The sequence below is a fragment of the Shewanella sp. VK101 genome, from assembly GCF_056497865.1.
The window spans coordinates 4,915,001-4,931,350 of sequence record NZ_CM151402.1; the positions used below are offsets into that span (position 1 = coordinate 4,915,001).

A 16,350-nucleotide genomic window follows, 5' to 3' on the forward strand; every position below is an offset into this window, starting at 1 on the left:
CTTATCCATCAGCGCAAGGCCCGAAGGTCCCCTGCTTTCCCCCGTAGGGCGTATGCGGTATTAGCAGTCGTTTCCAACTGTTATCCCCCACAAATGGGCAAATTCCCAGGCATTACTCACCCGTCCGCCGCTCGTCATCTTCAAAAGCAAGCTTTTGAAATGTTACCGCTCGACTTGCATGTGTTAGGCCTGCCGCCAGCGTTCAATCTGAGCCATGATCAAACTCTTCAATTAAAGTTTTGGTTGATTCCGAAGAATCGACTCAATGAATTCTGTTCGTATGAACACTCTTCATCGAGTTAAATCGTTTTGTCGATTTCTCAATGCCTGTGAGTGTCCACACAGATTTGCTTGTTTATCTTGTTAAAGAGCAATCCCTTAGGCGCTGTGGCCATCGGGTCAGGGCTGCGTATTCTACGCTTTCCTGCTGCGGCGTCAAGAGGTAATTATCATCTTTTTTCTCGCCTGTCGTTGAAAGGACTCGAGAGCCGTTTTCTTCGACCCTGTCACGTCTTTCGCGTTGCCGCTGTGCCGTGTCAGTGGGAGCGCATTATAGGGAGCCAAAACTTTTGTGCAAGAGCTAAATCTTAGAAAAACAGGATTAATTTATCGTTCGCTCATAAAAGCAACCAAATGACCAAAAAAGCGGTCTTTTTTGATGAAAAAAGGGGCTCGCGCCCCTTTTTATCCATCTAAGAGTCGTTTCTTAAAGCTTAAGGCCCGAAGAAACGGGACTCCTGTTTGGCTTCAACCGTCTCACCATCAACTTCAGTAGTGACAATAAAGTCTATCTTGGTAATGGGACGTTTCAGCTCCACAGGATCGACCGCCACACTGATTGGCAGCGTCAATACTTCACCGGCCGCAACTTGCACTGTTTGTGGGCCGTACCATTTATAGTTGTTTAACCCATCTATGTGCATCTGGTACTCGTGGGCCGTTTCTGTTTTGTTCAATATCTTCAAAGTGAAGGTATTCTCTGTCATCCCCTGTGTATTCTCGGTATAGAGCTGATTCCGGTCACGAATGATATCGATGCGTACAGGGGCAATATTGGCACTGGCGTAGATAAACACCAAAATCATCGCAGTAAGCACAACACCATAGCCCACCAGCTTGGGACGCAGTACTTTTTCCTTGATCCCTTCCAGTTTGTTTTCCGTGGTGTAACTGATAAGGCCTTTGGCATATCCCATACGTTCCATGGTGGAGTCGCAAGCATCGATACAGGCGCCGCAGTTGATACATTCGTACTGCAGGCCATTACGGATATCAATCCCTGTCGGACAGACCTGAACACAGAGATCGCAATCGATACAGTCGCCCAGCCCCAGAGCTTTGGGATCAGCCTTACGGGAACGGGGGCCGCGAGTTTCACCACGCTTGGTGTCATAGCCAACAATATAGGTGTTCTTATCGAACATGGCCGCCTGGAAACGTGCATAGGGGCACATGTGAATACACATGATTTCCCGCATCCAGCCGGCATTACCATAGGTTGCCAGAGTGAAGAGAATGACCCAGAAGTACACGGCGCCACTGGCCTGTAAGGTAAACACCTCTAGGTATACTTCTCTGGAGGGCACAAAGTAAGACACAAATGTCATGGCCGTCAGCAGGGAGATCAACAACCAGGCAGTATGCTTGGCCGTTTTGCGCCAGAGTTTGTCAAAACTCCAGGGCATCTGATCCAACTTCATCCTTTTGTTGCGTGCCCCTTCGAGCTTTTCTTCAAACCAGATAAAGATGAAGGTCCACACTGTCTGCGGGCAGGTGTACCCGCACCAGACCCTTCCCAGGTAGGTAGTGACAAAAAACAGTGCAAAGGCGGCAATCATAAACAAGGCCGCCAGCAACGTCAGATCCTGAGGCCAGATAGTCAAGCCGAATACATGAAACTTCTGCTCCGCCAGGTTAAACCAGACTGCCTGCCTATCCCCCCATGGAAGCCAGGGCAAGATGAGAAAAAACAGCATGGCTATCCATCCCATCCGCCGCCTTAACGTACTCCATAGACCATCAACCGCACGAACGTAAATTCGGTTGCGAGGATTAAAGCGGTCTGCTTTACTCGCATCAGGCTGGTGAATCTTGATTCGATTGGCTTTCGAATAATCCTTATTGCTCGACTCTTCACTCATCTTTACAGCCTTTTACTGCTTATTGTATAAAAACTGGCGTATTATACCTTGTAACACAAGGGTTATTAACCTTAGTTGGACTAAATGATGAAAGGCTGGATTATTTTGGCAATATTGGCCGGAGTGCTTTATTACCTGGTCACTCAGACGGATAAACTCGATGAGCCCATTGCCCAAACCGAAGCATTAGTAAAGAAAATTGAACGCAAGCTGGATGCCATGACGGGCACGCAGATCATTCGCCTCGATCAGAAAAAGGCCCGCCTCAAGGCAGATATTGCCGAGCGTTTGTCAGCTTCAGAGCTACAAGAGCTGGACAACATACTGACCACACCAGATACCCTGATGGACTTCAAGGATGAGTATTGTCGCGGCAATGTCATATCTCATCCTGTTTTCAACAAAGATAATCTGCTGTTCATCTGCGATAACCTCTGAGTAAAGCCGCGGGTTTTGTCGACGGTCGCAAAACCCGCACCTGAAATCATTGACCTCCCATGCCAATCCACCTAGCCTTTGAGCCATTATCAATATAGGGGCTGTTTGTTATGACATCTTTTGTTTCCGATACTTTTGAACCTGAATTGTGGGAAGAGGTTGCTGGGTTCGCTTTTGAAGACATCACTTACCACAGAGCCAAATCTCAAGGTACGGTGCGAATTGCCATTAATCGTCCCGACTGCCTGAACGCTTTTCGTCCCAAAACGGTTGATGAACTTTACATAGCTCTGGATCACGCCCGGCAATGGTCTGATGTAGGTTGTGTGCTGTTAACGGGTAATGGTCCATCAGCCAAGGGGCAATATTCCTTCTCCTCCGGTGGCGATCAGCGTATTCGCGGCAAGGACGGCTACAAATATGAAGGTGAGGAAGCCGGTAAGGCCGATTTGGCTCGCATGGGCCGCCTGCATATTCTCGAAGTGCAGCGCTTGATCCGCTTTATACCCAAGGTCGTCATAGCCGTTGTTCCCGGTTGGGCGGTCGGTGGCGGTCACAGCCTGCACGTGGTGTGCGATCTGACACTGGCATCGAAAGAACATGCCGTTTTCAAACAGACAGATCCTGATGTAGCCAGCTTTGATTCCGGCTATGGCAGTGCTTATCTGGCGAAGATGATAGGCCAGAAGCGGGCAAGAGAAATATTTTTCTGTGGCTTTAACTACAGTGCCGATGAAGCCTTTGCCATGGGCATGGTTAACCGTTCGGTTCCGCATGCAGAACTTGAAACCGAAGCTCTGCGCTGGGCCAAGGAGATCAATTCCAAGTCCCCAACCGCAATGCGCATGCTCAAATATGGCTTTAACCTGCCTGATGATGGTTTGGTTGGCCAGCAACTGTTTGCCGGAGAAGCGACCCGTTTGGCCTATGGCACAGCCGAGGCCCAGGAAGGCCGAGACGCGTTTCTTGAAAAACGCGATCAGGACTTTTCCAGCTTCCCTTGGCATTACTGATAGTCTTAGACGATTAAAGGCCGCATAAGTGGCCTTTTTAATAGATAAAAACGGTCAAATTAATCTGTTAAATCCTCTTTCAATTGTTAATAAGAATTATTATCATTAAATTATCGAGAGAGGAGAACCGCCATGATTAAGACAATGACCTTTGCCATACTGCACTTCAGCGTAGCCTTTACCATCACTTATCTGCTTACTGGCAGTGTACTTATAGGTGGTGCCGTGGCCCTGGTAGAACCCAGCATCAACACAGTTGTTTTCTACTTCCACGAAAAAGTCTGGAAGAGATACGAAGCAAAAAAGCAGCAGCGGCTGACACAATTAATCGCCTGAGCATACACTCAGGCGATTAATGGCAACACTTTCAGGCTTGAGCTTGATTCCGGCCAATTACTCCACAGTAACCGACTTGGCCAAGTTTCTTGGCTGATCCACATCAGTCCCTTTGATCAGGGCAACATGGTATGACAGCAACTGCAGCGGAATGGTGTAAATAAGCGGTGCCATAAACTCATCACAATGTGGCACAGGAATTACCTTCATGGTGTCATCGGATGCAAATTCAGCATCAACATCAGCAAACACATACATCAAGCCACCACGGGCACGCACTTCTTCCACATTGGACTTGAGCTTTTCAAGCAGTTCATTATTGGGTGCCACCACTATCACAGGCATGTCGGCATCGATCAGCGCCAATGGTCCATGTTTCAGCTCTCCGGATGCATAAGCCTCGGCATGAATATAGGAAATCTCCTTCAGCTTCAGCGCGCCTTCCATCGCTATGGGGTACTGATCGCCACGTCCCAGGAACAGGGCATGGCTCTTATCGGCAAAGTCTTCTGCCAACTCAGCAATGGCATCATCCAACCCCAGAGCCTGCTCCACTTTAGCCGGCATAGACTGCAGACTCTGGGCGATTGCCGCCTGCATTTCCACACTCATGCTGTTATAACGTCCCAGTGCCGCCGTCAGCATCAACAAACCGGCCAACTGCACGGTAAAAGCCTTGGTGGAAGCCACACCTATCTCGGCACCGGCTTTCATCATATATGCCATGTCGGACTCGCGAACCAGCGAGGACCCGGGGGCGTTACATATGGTCAAGGTTGCCTTGTACCCCATCTCTTTGGCCAAACGCATTGCCGCCAGGGTATCGGCCGTTTCACCGGATTGAGAAATGGTGACCAACAGGCTGTTGGGGAACAGATGCGACTTGCGGTAGCGGAATTCAGAGGCGATTTCCACATTACAGGAAACACCGGCCCAATCTTCCAGCCAATAACGTGCCGCCATACCGGCATGGTAACTGGTACCACAGGCAATGATCTGTACGTGTTTGATATCTTTGAGAAGCTCGTCTGCATTATCACCAAAGGCACTATCCAGCACCTGCTGTTGGGCAATTCGTCCTTCGAGAGTACGGGCCAGCGCCATTGGCTGCTCATAGATCTCTTTAAGCATATAGTGACGATACTCGCCCTTGTCACCGGCATCATGGGTGATTTCCGACTCTTTCTTTTCACGTATTACCGGGTTACCGTCCAGATCATAGATATGGACCTCACGGCGAGTCACTTCGGCAACATCGCCCTCTTCCAGGAAGGCAAAAGTACGGGTCACCGGCAGCAGCGCCAACTGATCCGAAGCAACGAAGTTTTCTCCCAGGCCAAAGCCTATTACCAATGGGCTGCCACTGCGGGCGACCACCAGCCGTTCAGGGTCACGGCGGTCGATGACCACAGTGCCATAGGCACCTTCCAGTTGTTTGACCGTGGCTTGTACCGCCGCCAGCAAGCCGGGGGCAGACTTAAGCTCATGGTCGACCAGATGACAAATAACTTCTGTATCTGTATCTGAGTTGAACTGATACCCCAAGCCCTTGAGCATCTCCCGCAATTTAGCGTGATTTTCAATAATGCCGTTGTGCACCACGGCTATGTCGCTGCCGGATTGATGTGGATGCGCGTTGCGCTCACTGGGCTCACCATGGGTCGCCCAACGGGTATGGGCGATACCTGTACCACCGGCCAAAGGAGCAGTTTGCAAAGCATCGGCCAACTCCTGCACCTTGCCAACTCTGCGGGTACGGGTCAGTTCACCTTGGTGAATGACAGCCACACCGGCCGAATCATAGCCACGATATTCCAGGCGTTTCAGCCCCTCTATTAAGATTTCAGCTACATCCCGCTGCGCTACTGCGCCAACAATTCCACACATATCAATATCCGCTTAATTTAAAGTTTATGCTGTAAAAGGGGCTAAGATCAGCTTTACCCCTTGATTTGAAATACTTTCAGCGGCTGCATCAGGCAGCCTGTCATCTGTCACCAGGGTCGTGACCAACTCCCAGGGCAACTCAAGATTAGGAATTCTGCGACCCACCTTTTCCGATTCGAGCAACACCACCACATCCCTGGAGACTTCCGCCATCACCCGGCTGAGTCCAATCAACTCATTGAAAGTGGTGGTGCCTCGCTGCAAGTCAATGCCATCGGCACCGATAAAAAGCTGGTCAAAGTTGTAGGAACGCAATACTTGCTCAGCCACCTGTCCTTGAAAAGATTCGGAGTGGGGATCCCAAGTGCCCCCTGTCATCAAGAGTGTGGGCTCATTTTCCAATTCATGTATCGCATTGGCCAGTTGCAGGGAGTTGGTCATAACCACCAGACCGCGCTTATCATTGAGCTCAGGAATAAGCCCCAAAGTGGTGCTGCCACAATCTATGATGATGCGGTTATGATCTTTGATAAGCCCGGCAGCGGTCTGAGCTATGGCCAACTTATTGCGGGAAGGCGGTTCAGATAAGGTTTGGGTTATCTCTTGAGGAACGACGACGGCGCCACCATAACGACGCAGCAGCAAACCGGTTTTCTCCAGGGCTGCCAAGTCTTTACGTATGGTCACTTCCGAAGTTTCAAACTTCAGCGCCAAGGCATCGACACTGACTTCACCCTGCTGCTGCAGCAGGGTAACTATGGCGTGACGCCTTTGTTGAGTGTTGCGTTTGGTCATTCCAGACTGAATAAGTTTCGATTCGAAAGGCGAATTATATAACTTCGAAACATAAACGCAATTACTGAGTGAAAAAAGCCCGTTAGCAGTTCAGCCGATATACAGGCATGCCTTAAAGCCAGCCCGAGCCTGGGTGCGTCACAAGAAGCCGAAAGAATTAGATTTCATCCATAAAAAATGCCGGTCACGGAGTGGCCGGCATTGCTGAATAGTATGATATCTATTGGTGATTAAAACTTGGCTTCAAGTGCCAGACTGAAATGGCGACCTTCACTGATAGTGACCATCTGGTAATCACCGCCATCCAGATAATCTTTATCGAACAAATTACGTATGTTGGCGCGAACACCCAACTCGGTACCAGCAATATCAAAGGTATAAGCGGCACCTATATCGAAACGCACATAACCGTCTTTGGTGATCTGATTGTTTTTATCAGCAAAGCGCTCACCGACATAAACGGCACCGAAGTTCAGAGCCAGTGCTTCAGTCATCTCATAACGGGTCCAAATATTGGCCGACCATTCAGGAGCATCTATAGGAGTCTTTCCATCCAGTTCATCTCCCGTCTTGTAAGTGGCATCCAGATACATCATGGAACCAGTCATAAACCACTTATCACTTAACTGCCCCTGAGCTCCCATCTCGAAACCCTTGTGATGCTGAGTCCCATCCTGACGGGTAATTTTGCTCTTATCACCTTGAGGGACATCCAAGCTGTGAGTGACAATCCTGTTGTCTATCTTAATATCAAACACAGCAGCGGTCAGCAACAAGCTATTGTCGAACAGCTCCCACTTGGTGCCCAATTCATACTGCTCACCATATTCGGGATCCAGTTCCATACCGTCATTAAGATCCAGTTCGTTATCAACACTTCCTTGAGGAACAAAGCTCTTGGAGTAGTTCAGGTAAATACTGCCATTATCCGTAGGCGAATAGATGATGCCAAACTTGGGAGACGTTGCGCTGTCGGTAACTCCGTCTTCTTTTTGCTCGTCATAGCGTATACCTGCGAGCAGTTTCCACTGTTCATTCAAGCTGATTAAATCCTGAATGTAGACGCCATAGAAGTCATATTCACTAGGGTCACCCTTGGCCACAGAGTGATAATCAAGATCCGGCTTGGCAGGTAGGCCTGTACCAGGAATTACGGTTATGGAGCCGCCGCGGTCGCGACGTTGTTGATAGAAGTAGTCCAGATAATTGGCACCTATCAGCAACTGATGCTCGATACTGCCTGTATTGAAATGACCACTGAAATCCACATATGCAGTCTTGTGCTGCCAATCATCATAACGATCGAAAGGTCTGATGCTATAGCCATCCGTCATCGCATTTTCATTATAAGACGGAGCAGAATCCAAGCGCTGACGCTGGAACTTCTGGTGGTTATATCCCAGCTTCACATTCCAGTCATCGTTGAGATGCCAAACCAAATCGGCTCCCATGTTCTGTACCTTATTATCGGTAAATGCCCAAGGCATATCCCAGATAATGTCTCTGCCACCGATAAGCTCACCTTTTTTATTCAACCAGCCACCCACATCAATCCCGGTCTTATCTTGGGTGTGGTCATATTTCAACGCCAAGGTAATATCGTCGCTGAGATCAAACTCCAGGTTTAAATAGCCCAGCCAACGATCTCTTTCCTGATTTTCACCATCCTGATATTCGCGCCAATATTGGGTGTCCTGCTTAACCAACACTGTGCGATAACGTATGGTTTGAGCTTCGTTTAGGCTACCACCGGCATCCAGCTGAAAGCGGGTAGAGCCATTGTCATCGGTATCAAACCCCAGGTTAAACAGAGTGTCGTAGGTCGGCTTCTTGGTCACCATATTAACCAAGCCACCAGGGCCTGACTGGCCGTAGAGCATACTGGATGGGCCCTTGAGTACTTCTACCTGCTGCAGGGTTTCAATAGGTTGTACATAGTGCGACCACTGTTGATGACCATTGATCAAGTAGCCCGATCCAGAGTCCAGTTCAAACCCCCGAATAGAGAAAACCTGCCTGTTCCAACGCTGTGTACCCGCTGTGACCGAAGAGTCATTTACCAATACTTCAGCCAGGTTCGTTGCCAGCTGTTCATCGGTGACAAAGTCGGGGATAACGGTAACGGATTGAGGTGTATCCATCAGATTGATATCACCACGCATCGCGCCTGAGGCGATGCCGGTCTTATAATCATTGAAGCTACGGCCGGTAACACTGATGCGTTCAATATCTTCTGGCGCTTGCTCTGCTGCCAGTGGCATTGAAGAGATAGCAGCAACCACTGCCATACCTACACAGGAAAACTTAAACCTCATAATCACCTCATTCTCGATGCCGGACCGGCAATCTGTTCTATTTTTGCCAGCAAATATAAATGAGAAGAATTAGTATTTAAGTTTCTTTACGGATATTTACAATTAAATATGATTGACTTCAAACCCATTCGCGGGTTTGTGAGATAGAAAGCACCCAGGTGGGTGCTTTCATTTAAGGGAATTATTTCTTTTGCTTTTGTGGACGCTTCCAGTCCTTGATATGTTTCTGCTTGACCCTGGTAATAACCAGTTCATCTGCGCCAACATCACGGGTTACAGTAGAACCGGCTCCCAGTGTGGCTCCCTTGCCGATAGTGACAGGAGCAACCAGTTGAGTGTCGCTGCCGACAAACACTTCATCTTCAATAACGGTCAGATGTTTGTTGGCGCCATCATAATTGCAGGTAATGGTACCGGCCCCTATGTTTACCCCTTGGCCAATTTGTGCATCTCCGAGGTAAGCCAGATGCCCAGCCTTGGAGCCCACACCGAGTACGGCTTTCTTCATCTCAACAAAATTGCCTATGTGGGCATCTTGCTTGAGTTCAGCGCCCGGACGCAGACGAGCAAACGGGCCGGCACTGGCGCCATCACCCAACTTGGCGCCCTCGACTATGCTGTAAGGCTTAATCTCGGCGTTGTCGGCAATCTCACAATCGATAAGGATAGCCCCGGCGCCTACAGTCACGTTATTACCCAGCACCACTTTACCTTCGAAGATCACATTAACATCTATCATCACATCCATGCCGACGGTCACTTCACCGCGAACATCTATGCGTGCCGGATCTCTTAAGTTGGCACCATCCAGCATCAGGGCTTCAGCACAGCGTTGCTGATAAGCACGTTCCAACGCCGCCAACTGCACCCTGTTATTGGCGCCTTCGGTCTCTATGGAATTAACTGGATGAGCCGTGTCTATGGCCACACCATCTGCGTGAGCCATGGCAATCACATCAGTAAGATAAAACTCGCCCTGAGCATTGTTGTTTTCCAAGCGTCCGAGCCAGTTTTTCAATTGTTTGCCCGGCAATGCCATGATGCCGCTGTTGATCTCATTAATCTTGAGTTGCTCGGCAGTAGCATCTTTTTGTTCGACTATGCCAACCACCTTGCCATGCTCGCGCACCATACGGCCATAGCCGCTTGGGTCATCCAGATGCACTGTCAGTACGGCTACGCCATCGTTTTGCCTGGCAGCAAGCAGGGCTTCCAGAGTTTCCTTGCGGGTGAGGGGAACGTCACCATAGAGCACCAATACAGTGTCATTGTCATCTATCTGGGGAATCGCCTGGGCTACCGCGTGGCCAGTGCCCAGCTGTTCAGCCTGCAGCACAAAGTTAAGCGGTTGCTCGCCCAGTTCCGTCATCAGCTTGTCGCCGCCATAACCGTAAACCAGATTGATCTTGTCGGCATTAAGTGAATGGGCCGTATCAATCACATGCTGCACCATGGGCTTATGGGCAACCTTATGCAGGACTTTAGGCAAATCGGAACGCATCCGGGTCCCTTTCCCGGCGGCGAGAATTACAACATTCAATGACATGGGAGATTCCTTTTCTATAGGCTGGCGCAAGTGTACCGGAATCACAGTAAAAATGCAGCGCTCACGCAGCTTGGAAGTTTGCAAATCTGCTTGAGGCAAACAGGAATAACAGACACAAAAAAGGCGCCCTGAGGCGCCTTTTTTCAGCAGTGCTGTTATCTGGCAATGTTCTTCTTGATGGTCTCAACGACCCGCAACTGAGCCACGGCCTTAGCCAGTTCAATTGCTGCCGCAGCATAATCGAAGTCAGCACCGGCATCGGCCATGTGGGCCTCAGCACGACGCTTGGCTTCTACTGCAGCCTGCTCGTCAATCTCATCGGCACGCATTACAACATCAGCCAATACGGACACGGAATTGGGTTGAACTTCCAGTAAACCACCTGAAAGGTAAAACACCTCTTCCTGACCATTTTGTTTGACGATGCGCGCCATGCCAGGTTTGATATTGGTCAGCAGCGGAGTGTGACCAGGCATAATACCCAGTTCACCCTCAGAACCTGTTACCTGTAAATGGGCAACAAGGCCTGAGAAGATTTTGCTCTCTGCACTGACGATATCAAGCTGTACTGTCATGGCTGCCATCCCGTTCTCCTTACCAAACTATGCAATATTGCCTAGTTATTTCTTGTTGGCTTTCTCAACGGCTTCGTCGATTGAACCAACCATGTAGAACGCTTGCTCTGGCAGGTGATCGAACTCACCGTCCAGAATTCCCTTGAAGCCACGGATGGTTTCTTTCAGGGGCACGTACTTACCTGGAGAACCGGTAAAGACTTCAGCTACGTGGAATGGCTGAGACAGGAAACGCTCGATCTTACGGGCGCGGGATACTGTCATCTTGTCGTCATCTGACAACTCGTCCATACCCAGAATAGCGATGATGTCTTTCAGCTCTTTGTAACGCTGCAGAACTGTCTGTACACCGTTTGCCACGTCATAGTGCTCTTGGCCAACAACCTGTGGATCCAGCTGACGAGAGGTGGAATCCAGTGGGTCAACCGCTGGGTAGATACCCAGAGAAGCGATTTGACGAGACAGTACCACAGTCGCATCCAAGTGGGCGAAGGTGGTTGCAGGGCTTGGGTCAGTCAAGTCATCCGCAGGTACGTATACCGCTTGTACCGAAGTGATAGAACCCACTTTGGTAGAAGTAATACGTTCTTGCAGAACACCCATCTCTTCAGCCAGTGTTGGCTGATAACCCACAGCTGAAGGCATACGACCCAGCAGTGCCGATACTTCGGTACCAGCCAGGGTGTAACGGTAGATGTTGTCAACGAACAACAGTACGTCACGACCTTCGTCACGGAACTTCTCGGCCATAGTCAGACCGGTCAGAGCAACACGCAGACGGTTACCTGGTGGCTCGTTCATCTGACCGTACACCATGGCTACCTTGTCCAGTACGCCTGAGTCTTTCATCTCGTAGTAGAAGTCGTTACCTTCACGGGTACGCTCACCTACACCGGCGAATACGGACAGACCTGAGTGGGCTTTAGCGATGTTGTTGATCAGTTCCATCATGTTAACTGTCTTACCAACACCCGCACCACCGAACAGACCTACTTTACCACCCTTGGCGAACGGACATACCAGGTCAATAACCTTGATGCCGGTTTCCAGCAATTCAGTGGTGTTAGATTGCTCTTCATAAGAAGGAGCATCACGGTGGATGATATAACGCTCATCTTCACCGATAGCGCCCGCTTCATCCACAGGCTCACCCAGAACGTTCATGATACGGCCAAGGGTCGCAGCCCCAACCGGAACGGAAATTGGTGAACCAGAGTTTTCTACCTCGATACCACGACGCAGACCATCGGAAGAACCCATGGCGATGGTACGAACTACACCACCACCCAGCTGTTGCTGAACTTCCAGCACCAAGCCTTTACAGGCGCCTTCGCCTGTGATCTTCAGAGCGTCATATACCTGAGGTACGGCATCTTGTGGAAACTCAACGTCCACAACCGCGCCAATCACTTGGACAACAGTACCTGTGCTCATGATTAATCCTCTAAAACTTGTATTCGTTACCCAGCCTAAACCGCGGCTGCACCTGACACAATTTCCGACAGCTCTTGCGTAATCGCCGCCTGACGGGCCTTGTTGTATACCAGTTGCAGATCATCGATCAGCGTGCCGGCGTTGTCTGTTGCTGCCTTCATGGCCACCATACGGGCAGCCTGCTCGGAAGCAATGTTTTCAACGACACCCTGATACACCTGAGACTCCACATAACGAACCAAAAGCTTGTCCAACAAGACCTTTGGATCTGGCTCATAGATGTAGTCCCAGCGATGCGCTACGTCATCTTCGTCTGATTTAGGCAAAGGTAGCAGCTGCTCGATCACAGGAGTCTGCGTCATGGTATTAACAAACTTGTTGAATACCACATACAGACGATCCAGCTTGCCTTCGTTGTAAGCCTGGAGCATTACCCGCACAGTACCAATCAGGTCAGCGAGCTTGGGAGCATCACCTAAACCTGAAGCATGGGCCTGTACCTTGCCACCAAAGCTCTTGAAAAACTGAACACTACGAGCACCGATAGGGCAGAATTCAACTTCTACACCTTGCTCTTTCCAGCTTTTCACGTCTGCGACAACCTTTTTGAACAGGTTGACGTTCAGACCACCACAAAGGCCACGGTCGGTTGCCACTACTATGTAACCAACCCGCTTGGGTTCTCTCACCTCCAGGTAGGGGTGTTTGTACTCCAGAGAACCTTGAGCGACGTGACCGATCACCTTACGCATGCTCTCCGCATATGGACGGCTTGCAGCCATGCGGTCCTGCGCCTTGCGCATTTTGCTGGCTGCCACCATTTCCATGGCGGACGTGATCTTCTGAGTGTTTTTCACACTCGCGATCTTGGTTTTAATCTCTTTAGCGCCGGCCATCTCTACTCTCCAATCTGGACCTGAGGTGCCTTATGACACCTCGCATGTATTTACCAGGTTTGGGTTGCCACGAACTTGTCGAGACCAGCCTTCAGCTCAGCTTCGATTTCGGCATTGTAATCGCCGCTATCGTTGATCAGCTTCATTAGCTCAGCATGCTCGCCGTTCATGAAAGAGAGCAGAGCGGCTTCGAAGTCACCGATCTTCTTCAGCTCAATACCTTTCAGGTAGCCTTTTTCAGCTGCAAAAATAGATACAGCTTGGTCAGCTACGCTCATAGGAGCGTATTGCTTTTGCTTCATCAGTTCGGTTACACGCTCACCGTGCTCCAGCTGGGCACGAGTTGCATCGTCAAGGTCAGACGCAAACTGTGAGAACGCAGCAAGCTCTCGATACTGTGCCAGAGCAGTACGGATACCGCCGGACAGTTTCTTGATGATCTTGGTCTGAGCCGCACCACCTACACGAGAAACAGAGATACCTGGGTTAACCGCTGGACGCAGGCCAGAGTTGAACAGGTCGGTTTCAAGGAAGATCTGACCGTCGGTAATAGAAATTACGTTGGTCGGTACGAATGCAGATACGTCACCTGCCTGGGTTTCAATAATTGGCAGAGCGGTCAAAGAACCCGTCTTGCCTTTTACTTCACCATTGGTGAACTTCTCAACGTACTCTTCGTTCACGCGGGAAGCACGTTCCAGCAGACGAGAGTGCAGATAGAATACGTCACCTGGGTAAGCTTCACGGCCTGGTGGACGCTTCAGCAGCAGTGAGATCTGACGGTAAGCAACAGCCTGCTTGGACAGGTCATCGTAAACGATCAGAGCATCTTCACCGCGGTCACGGAAATATTCACCCATGGTACAACCAGAGTATGGTGCCAGGTACTGCAGGGCAGCTGCTTCAGAAGCAGTAGCAACCACAACAATAGTGTTGGCCAGAGCACCGTGCTCTTCCAGCTTGCGTACTACGTTGGCAATAGTAGAAGCCTTCTGGCCTACTGCAACGTACACACACTTGATGCCGGAATCTTTCTGGTTGATGATGGCGTCGATAGCCATCGCAGTTTTACCGGTTTGACGGTCACCGATGATCAGCTCACGCTGACCGCGACCGATAGGGATCATGGCATCAACCGCTTTATAACCGGTTTGTACCGGTTGAGATACGGATTGACGCTCAATAACACCAGGAGCAATCATTTCAACAGGTGCAAAACCATCGTTGTCGATTGGTCCTTTACCGTCGATTGGCTCACCCAGGGTGTTAACAACACGTCCCAGCAGACCACGACCCACTGGAACTTCCAGAATACGGCCAGTGGTTTTAACTTTTACGCCCTCAGCCAGATCGGCATAAGGACCCATAACTACGGCACCTACAGAATCACGTTCAAGGTTCAACGCGATTGCATAACGGTTGCCAGGCAGTTCGATCATCTCACCCTGCATTACATCGGCCAGGCCGTGAATGCGGATGATGCCGTCACTGACCGAAACGATAGTACCTTCGTTGCGGGCTTCACTGACGACTTCGAACTGCTCGATCCGCTGCTTAATCAGATCGCTGATTTCAGTGGAATTCAGTTGCATGCTCAAACTCCCAATTACGACTGCAGCTTATCAGACAGGCGGTTCAACTTACCGCGGATGGATCCATCTATGACCAGATCCCCTGCCTTGATAATTACACCGGCGATAAGCTCGGCGTTGACGCTGCAATTCAGCTTAACTTTGCGTGCGAGACGTTTCTCTAAAGAAACACTGATCTGCTGTTGCTGCTCAGAGCTAAGCTCAGTAGCAGACACCACGCTGGCTTCGATTTCCTTAGCCCATTCGTGGCGAAACTCAGCATAGAGCTGAGATACAGCAGGCAGTACCTCCAAGCGACCGTTTTCAGCCATTACCTTGATCAGATTTTGACCGTGCTCATCAATTTGCTCGCCACAGATATTGATAAAGAGTGCAGCTAGCTTATTGCTGGACATAGATCCAGCCAGCAGTGGCTTCATGGATTCGTTTTCACTCACCATTGCCGCGAAATCGAGCATTTCTGCCCAGTTTTCTACTGCTTGATGTTCAACAGCAAAGTCAAAAGCTGCCTTAGCGTAAGGGCGAGCAATGGTGGTTAACTCAGCCATAACTCAACTCCCTTATCAAATTTCAGCAACTAGTTTATTAACTATGTCGCTTTGGGCGGCTTCATCAATCGAACGCTCGAGGATCTTCTCTGCACCAGTGATGGCAAGAGTAGCAACCTGCTTACGCAGTTCCTCTTTCACGCGATTACGTTCAGCTTCAATTTCTGCTTTACCCTGAGCAATGATTTTCGCACGCTCAGCGTCTGCTTCAGCTTTGGCTTCGTCAATAATCTGAGCCTTGCGCTTGTTGGCAGACTCAATGATTTCGTTGGCTGTAGCCTTGGCGTCTTTCAGTTGGTCAGTCGCTTTCGCTTGAGCCAACTCCAGGTCTTTTGCTGCACGGTCAGCGTCAGCAAGACCATCAGCAATCCTTTTCTGGCGCGCTTCGATGGCATTCATCAAAGGGGGCCATACAAACTTCATGCAGAACCACACGAAGATAATAAAGGCGACCGTCTGACCGATTAGGGTAGCGTTGATATTCACAACAGCCTCCTATTTAGAGTTAAGACAGAAGCGTTTATTACAGCATTGCACCCAGTGGGTTAGTAAACAGCATGTAAAGTGCAATACCTACACCGATCATGGTTACGGCGTCGAGCAGACCCGCTACGATGAACATCTTAACTTGCAGCATAGGAGCCATTTCTGGTTGACGCGCAGCGCCTTCCAGGAACTTACCACCCAAAAGGCCGAAACCGATAGCGGTACCCAGTGCACCCAAACCAATGAGCAGAGCAACAGCAATTGCAGTAAAGCCCAGAATCGTTTCCATCTGTATCTCCAGTATCTAAATCTATGTTAGTTGATGATTTAGTTAAAAAATTTCTTCAG

At 49.8% G+C, this 16,350-nt stretch carries 15 protein-coding genes and 1 rRNA gene (1 of these 16 running past the window's edge); 3 read left to right on the forward strand and 13 right to left on the reverse strand.

Annotation, left to right across the window (positions count from 1 at the left end):
- Positions 1-234 (reverse strand): 16S ribosomal RNA (locus ACSHSR_RS21870) (it extends 1,311 nt beyond the left edge of the window).
- 479 nt (positions 235-713) lie between these two features.
- On the reverse strand, positions 714-2,141 hold the full coding sequence (ccoG, locus tag ACSHSR_RS21875) for a cytochrome c oxidase accessory protein CcoG (RefSeq protein WP_208182389.1): 1,428 nt from the start codon (positions 2,139-2,141) through the stop codon (positions 714-716).
- Between the two features lie 87 nt (positions 2,142-2,228).
- Between ccoG and ACSHSR_RS21880 the strand changes: the two genes are divergently transcribed.
- From ACSHSR_RS21880 to ACSHSR_RS21890, 3 genes are all read left to right on the forward strand, one after another.
- Entirely contained in the window at positions 2,229-2,579 is a 351-nt protein-coding gene (locus ACSHSR_RS21880; RefSeq protein WP_025889692.1) for a hypothetical protein, read from the forward strand.
- A 110-nt stretch (positions 2,580-2,689) separates the two neighbouring features.
- Positions 2,690-3,592, forward strand: coding sequence for a 1,4-dihydroxy-2-naphthoyl-CoA synthase (locus tag ACSHSR_RS21885; protein ID WP_101058698.1), 903 nt, complete (start codon positions 2,690-2,692; stop codon positions 3,590-3,592).
- A gap of 132 nt (positions 3,593-3,724) precedes the next feature.
- The gene (locus ACSHSR_RS21890; RefSeq protein WP_107006279.1) at positions 3,725-3,928 is read left to right on the forward strand and encodes a DUF2061 domain-containing protein; all 204 of its coding nucleotides are present in this window, start codon (positions 3,725-3,727) and stop codon (positions 3,926-3,928) included.
- Between the two features lie 57 nt (positions 3,929-3,985).
- Here the strand turns inward: ACSHSR_RS21890 and glmS are convergent, their stop codons facing one another.
- The 11 genes from glmS to atpE all read right to left on the reverse strand — a co-directional run bounded on the left by glmS (position 3,986) and on the right by atpE (position 16,291).
- Positions 3,986-5,815, reverse strand: coding sequence for a glutamine--fructose-6-phosphate transaminase (isomerizing) (gene glmS / locus ACSHSR_RS21895; protein WP_144166288.1), 1,830 nt, complete (start codon positions 5,813-5,815; stop codon positions 3,986-3,988).
- A gap of 24 nt (positions 5,816-5,839) precedes the next feature.
- Entirely contained in the window at positions 5,840-6,610 is a 771-nt protein-coding gene (locus ACSHSR_RS21900; protein WP_413735099.1) for a DeoR/GlpR family DNA-binding transcription regulator, read from the reverse strand.
- 230 nt (positions 6,611-6,840) lie between these two features.
- Entirely contained in the window at positions 6,841-8,925 is a 2,085-nt protein-coding gene (locus ACSHSR_RS21905) for a TonB-dependent siderophore receptor (protein WP_345852071.1), read from the reverse strand.
- Positions 8,926-9,106: 181 nt separating this feature from the next.
- Positions 9,107-10,471, reverse strand: coding sequence for a bifunctional UDP-N-acetylglucosamine diphosphorylase/glucosamine-1-phosphate N-acetyltransferase GlmU (gene glmU, locus ACSHSR_RS21910; protein WP_071237024.1), 1,365 nt, complete (start codon positions 10,469-10,471; stop codon positions 9,107-9,109).
- A 155-nt stretch (positions 10,472-10,626) separates the two neighbouring features.
- Positions 10,627-11,055: a F0F1 ATP synthase subunit epsilon gene (locus tag ACSHSR_RS21915; protein ID WP_025011732.1), complete on the reverse strand. Its 429-nt coding sequence runs from the start codon at positions 11,053-11,055 to the stop codon at positions 10,627-10,629.
- A gap of 36 nt (positions 11,056-11,091) precedes the next feature.
- Positions 11,092-12,480, reverse strand: coding sequence for a F0F1 ATP synthase subunit beta (gene atpD, locus ACSHSR_RS21920; RefSeq protein ID WP_025889685.1), 1,389 nt, complete (start codon positions 12,478-12,480; stop codon positions 11,092-11,094).
- A gap of 35 nt (positions 12,481-12,515) precedes the next feature.
- On the reverse strand, positions 12,516-13,376 hold the full coding sequence (gene atpG / locus ACSHSR_RS21925; RefSeq protein WP_025889684.1) for a F0F1 ATP synthase subunit gamma: 861 nt from the start codon (positions 13,374-13,376) through the stop codon (positions 12,516-12,518).
- Positions 13,377-13,426: 50 nt separating this feature from the next.
- Positions 13,427-14,968 (reverse strand): F0F1 ATP synthase subunit alpha, encoded by a 1,542-nt coding sequence (atpA, locus tag ACSHSR_RS21930; RefSeq protein WP_025011731.1) that lies wholly within the window; start codon positions 14,966-14,968, stop codon positions 13,427-13,429.
- A gap of 14 nt (positions 14,969-14,982) precedes the next feature.
- The gene (atpH, locus tag ACSHSR_RS21935; protein WP_025011730.1) at positions 14,983-15,516 is read right to left on the reverse strand and encodes a F0F1 ATP synthase subunit delta; all 534 of its coding nucleotides are present in this window, start codon (positions 15,514-15,516) and stop codon (positions 14,983-14,985) included.
- 15 nt (positions 15,517-15,531) lie between these two features.
- Complete coding sequence (gene atpF / locus ACSHSR_RS21940) at positions 15,532-16,002, reverse strand: F0F1 ATP synthase subunit B (RefSeq protein WP_028780952.1); 471 nt, start codon at positions 16,000-16,002, stop codon at positions 15,532-15,534.
- 37 nt (positions 16,003-16,039) lie between these two features.
- Positions 16,040-16,291: a F0F1 ATP synthase subunit C gene (gene atpE, locus ACSHSR_RS21945; protein ID WP_025011729.1), complete on the reverse strand. Its 252-nt coding sequence runs from the start codon at positions 16,289-16,291 to the stop codon at positions 16,040-16,042.
- Positions 16,292-16,350: the final 59 nt, after the last annotated feature.

What these genes read in the sequence shown, in the direction of transcription:
- ccoG (WP_208182389.1), bottom strand. Translation starts at nt 2,141, where the DNA reads ATGAGTGAAGAGTCGAGCAATAAGGATTATTCGAAAGCCAATCGAATC.
- ACSHSR_RS21880 (WP_025889692.1), top strand. Translation starts at nt 2,229, where the DNA reads ATGAAAGGCTGGATTATTTTGGCAATATTGGCCGGAGTGCTTTATTAC.
- ACSHSR_RS21885 (WP_101058698.1), top strand. Translation starts at nt 2,690, where the DNA reads ATGACATCTTTTGTTTCCGATACTTTTGAACCTGAATTGTGGGAAGAG.
- ACSHSR_RS21890 (WP_107006279.1), top strand. Translation starts at nt 3,725, where the DNA reads ATGATTAAGACAATGACCTTTGCCATACTGCACTTCAGCGTAGCCTTT.
- glmS (WP_144166288.1), bottom strand. Translation starts at nt 5,815, where the DNA reads ATGTGTGGAATTGTTGGCGCAGTAGCGCAGCGGGATGTAGCTGAAATC.
- ACSHSR_RS21900 (WP_413735099.1), bottom strand. Translation starts at nt 6,610, where the DNA reads ATGACCAAACGCAACACTCAACAAAGGCGTCACGCCATAGTTACCCTG.
- ACSHSR_RS21905 (WP_345852071.1), bottom strand. Translation starts at nt 8,925, where the DNA reads ATGAGGTTTAAGTTTTCCTGTGTAGGTATGGCAGTGGTTGCTGCTATC.
- glmU (WP_071237024.1), bottom strand. Translation starts at nt 10,471, where the DNA reads ATGTCATTGAATGTTGTAATTCTCGCCGCCGGGAAAGGGACCCGGATG.
- ACSHSR_RS21915 (WP_025011732.1), bottom strand. Translation starts at nt 11,055, where the DNA reads ATGGCAGCCATGACAGTACAGCTTGATATCGTCAGTGCAGAGAGCAAA.
- atpD (WP_025889685.1), bottom strand. Translation starts at nt 12,480, where the DNA reads ATGAGCACAGGTACTGTTGTCCAAGTGATTGGCGCGGTTGTGGACGTT.
- atpG (WP_025889684.1), bottom strand. Translation starts at nt 13,376, where the DNA reads ATGGCCGGCGCTAAAGAGATTAAAACCAAGATCGCGAGTGTGAAAAAC.
- atpA (WP_025011731.1), bottom strand. Translation starts at nt 14,968, where the DNA reads ATGCAACTGAATTCCACTGAAATCAGCGATCTGATTAAGCAGCGGATC.
- atpH (WP_025011730.1), bottom strand. Translation starts at nt 15,516, where the DNA reads ATGGCTGAGTTAACCACCATTGCTCGCCCTTACGCTAAGGCAGCTTTT.
- atpE (WP_025011729.1), bottom strand. Translation starts at nt 16,291, where the DNA reads ATGGAAACGATTCTGGGCTTTACTGCAATTGCTGTTGCTCTGCTCATT.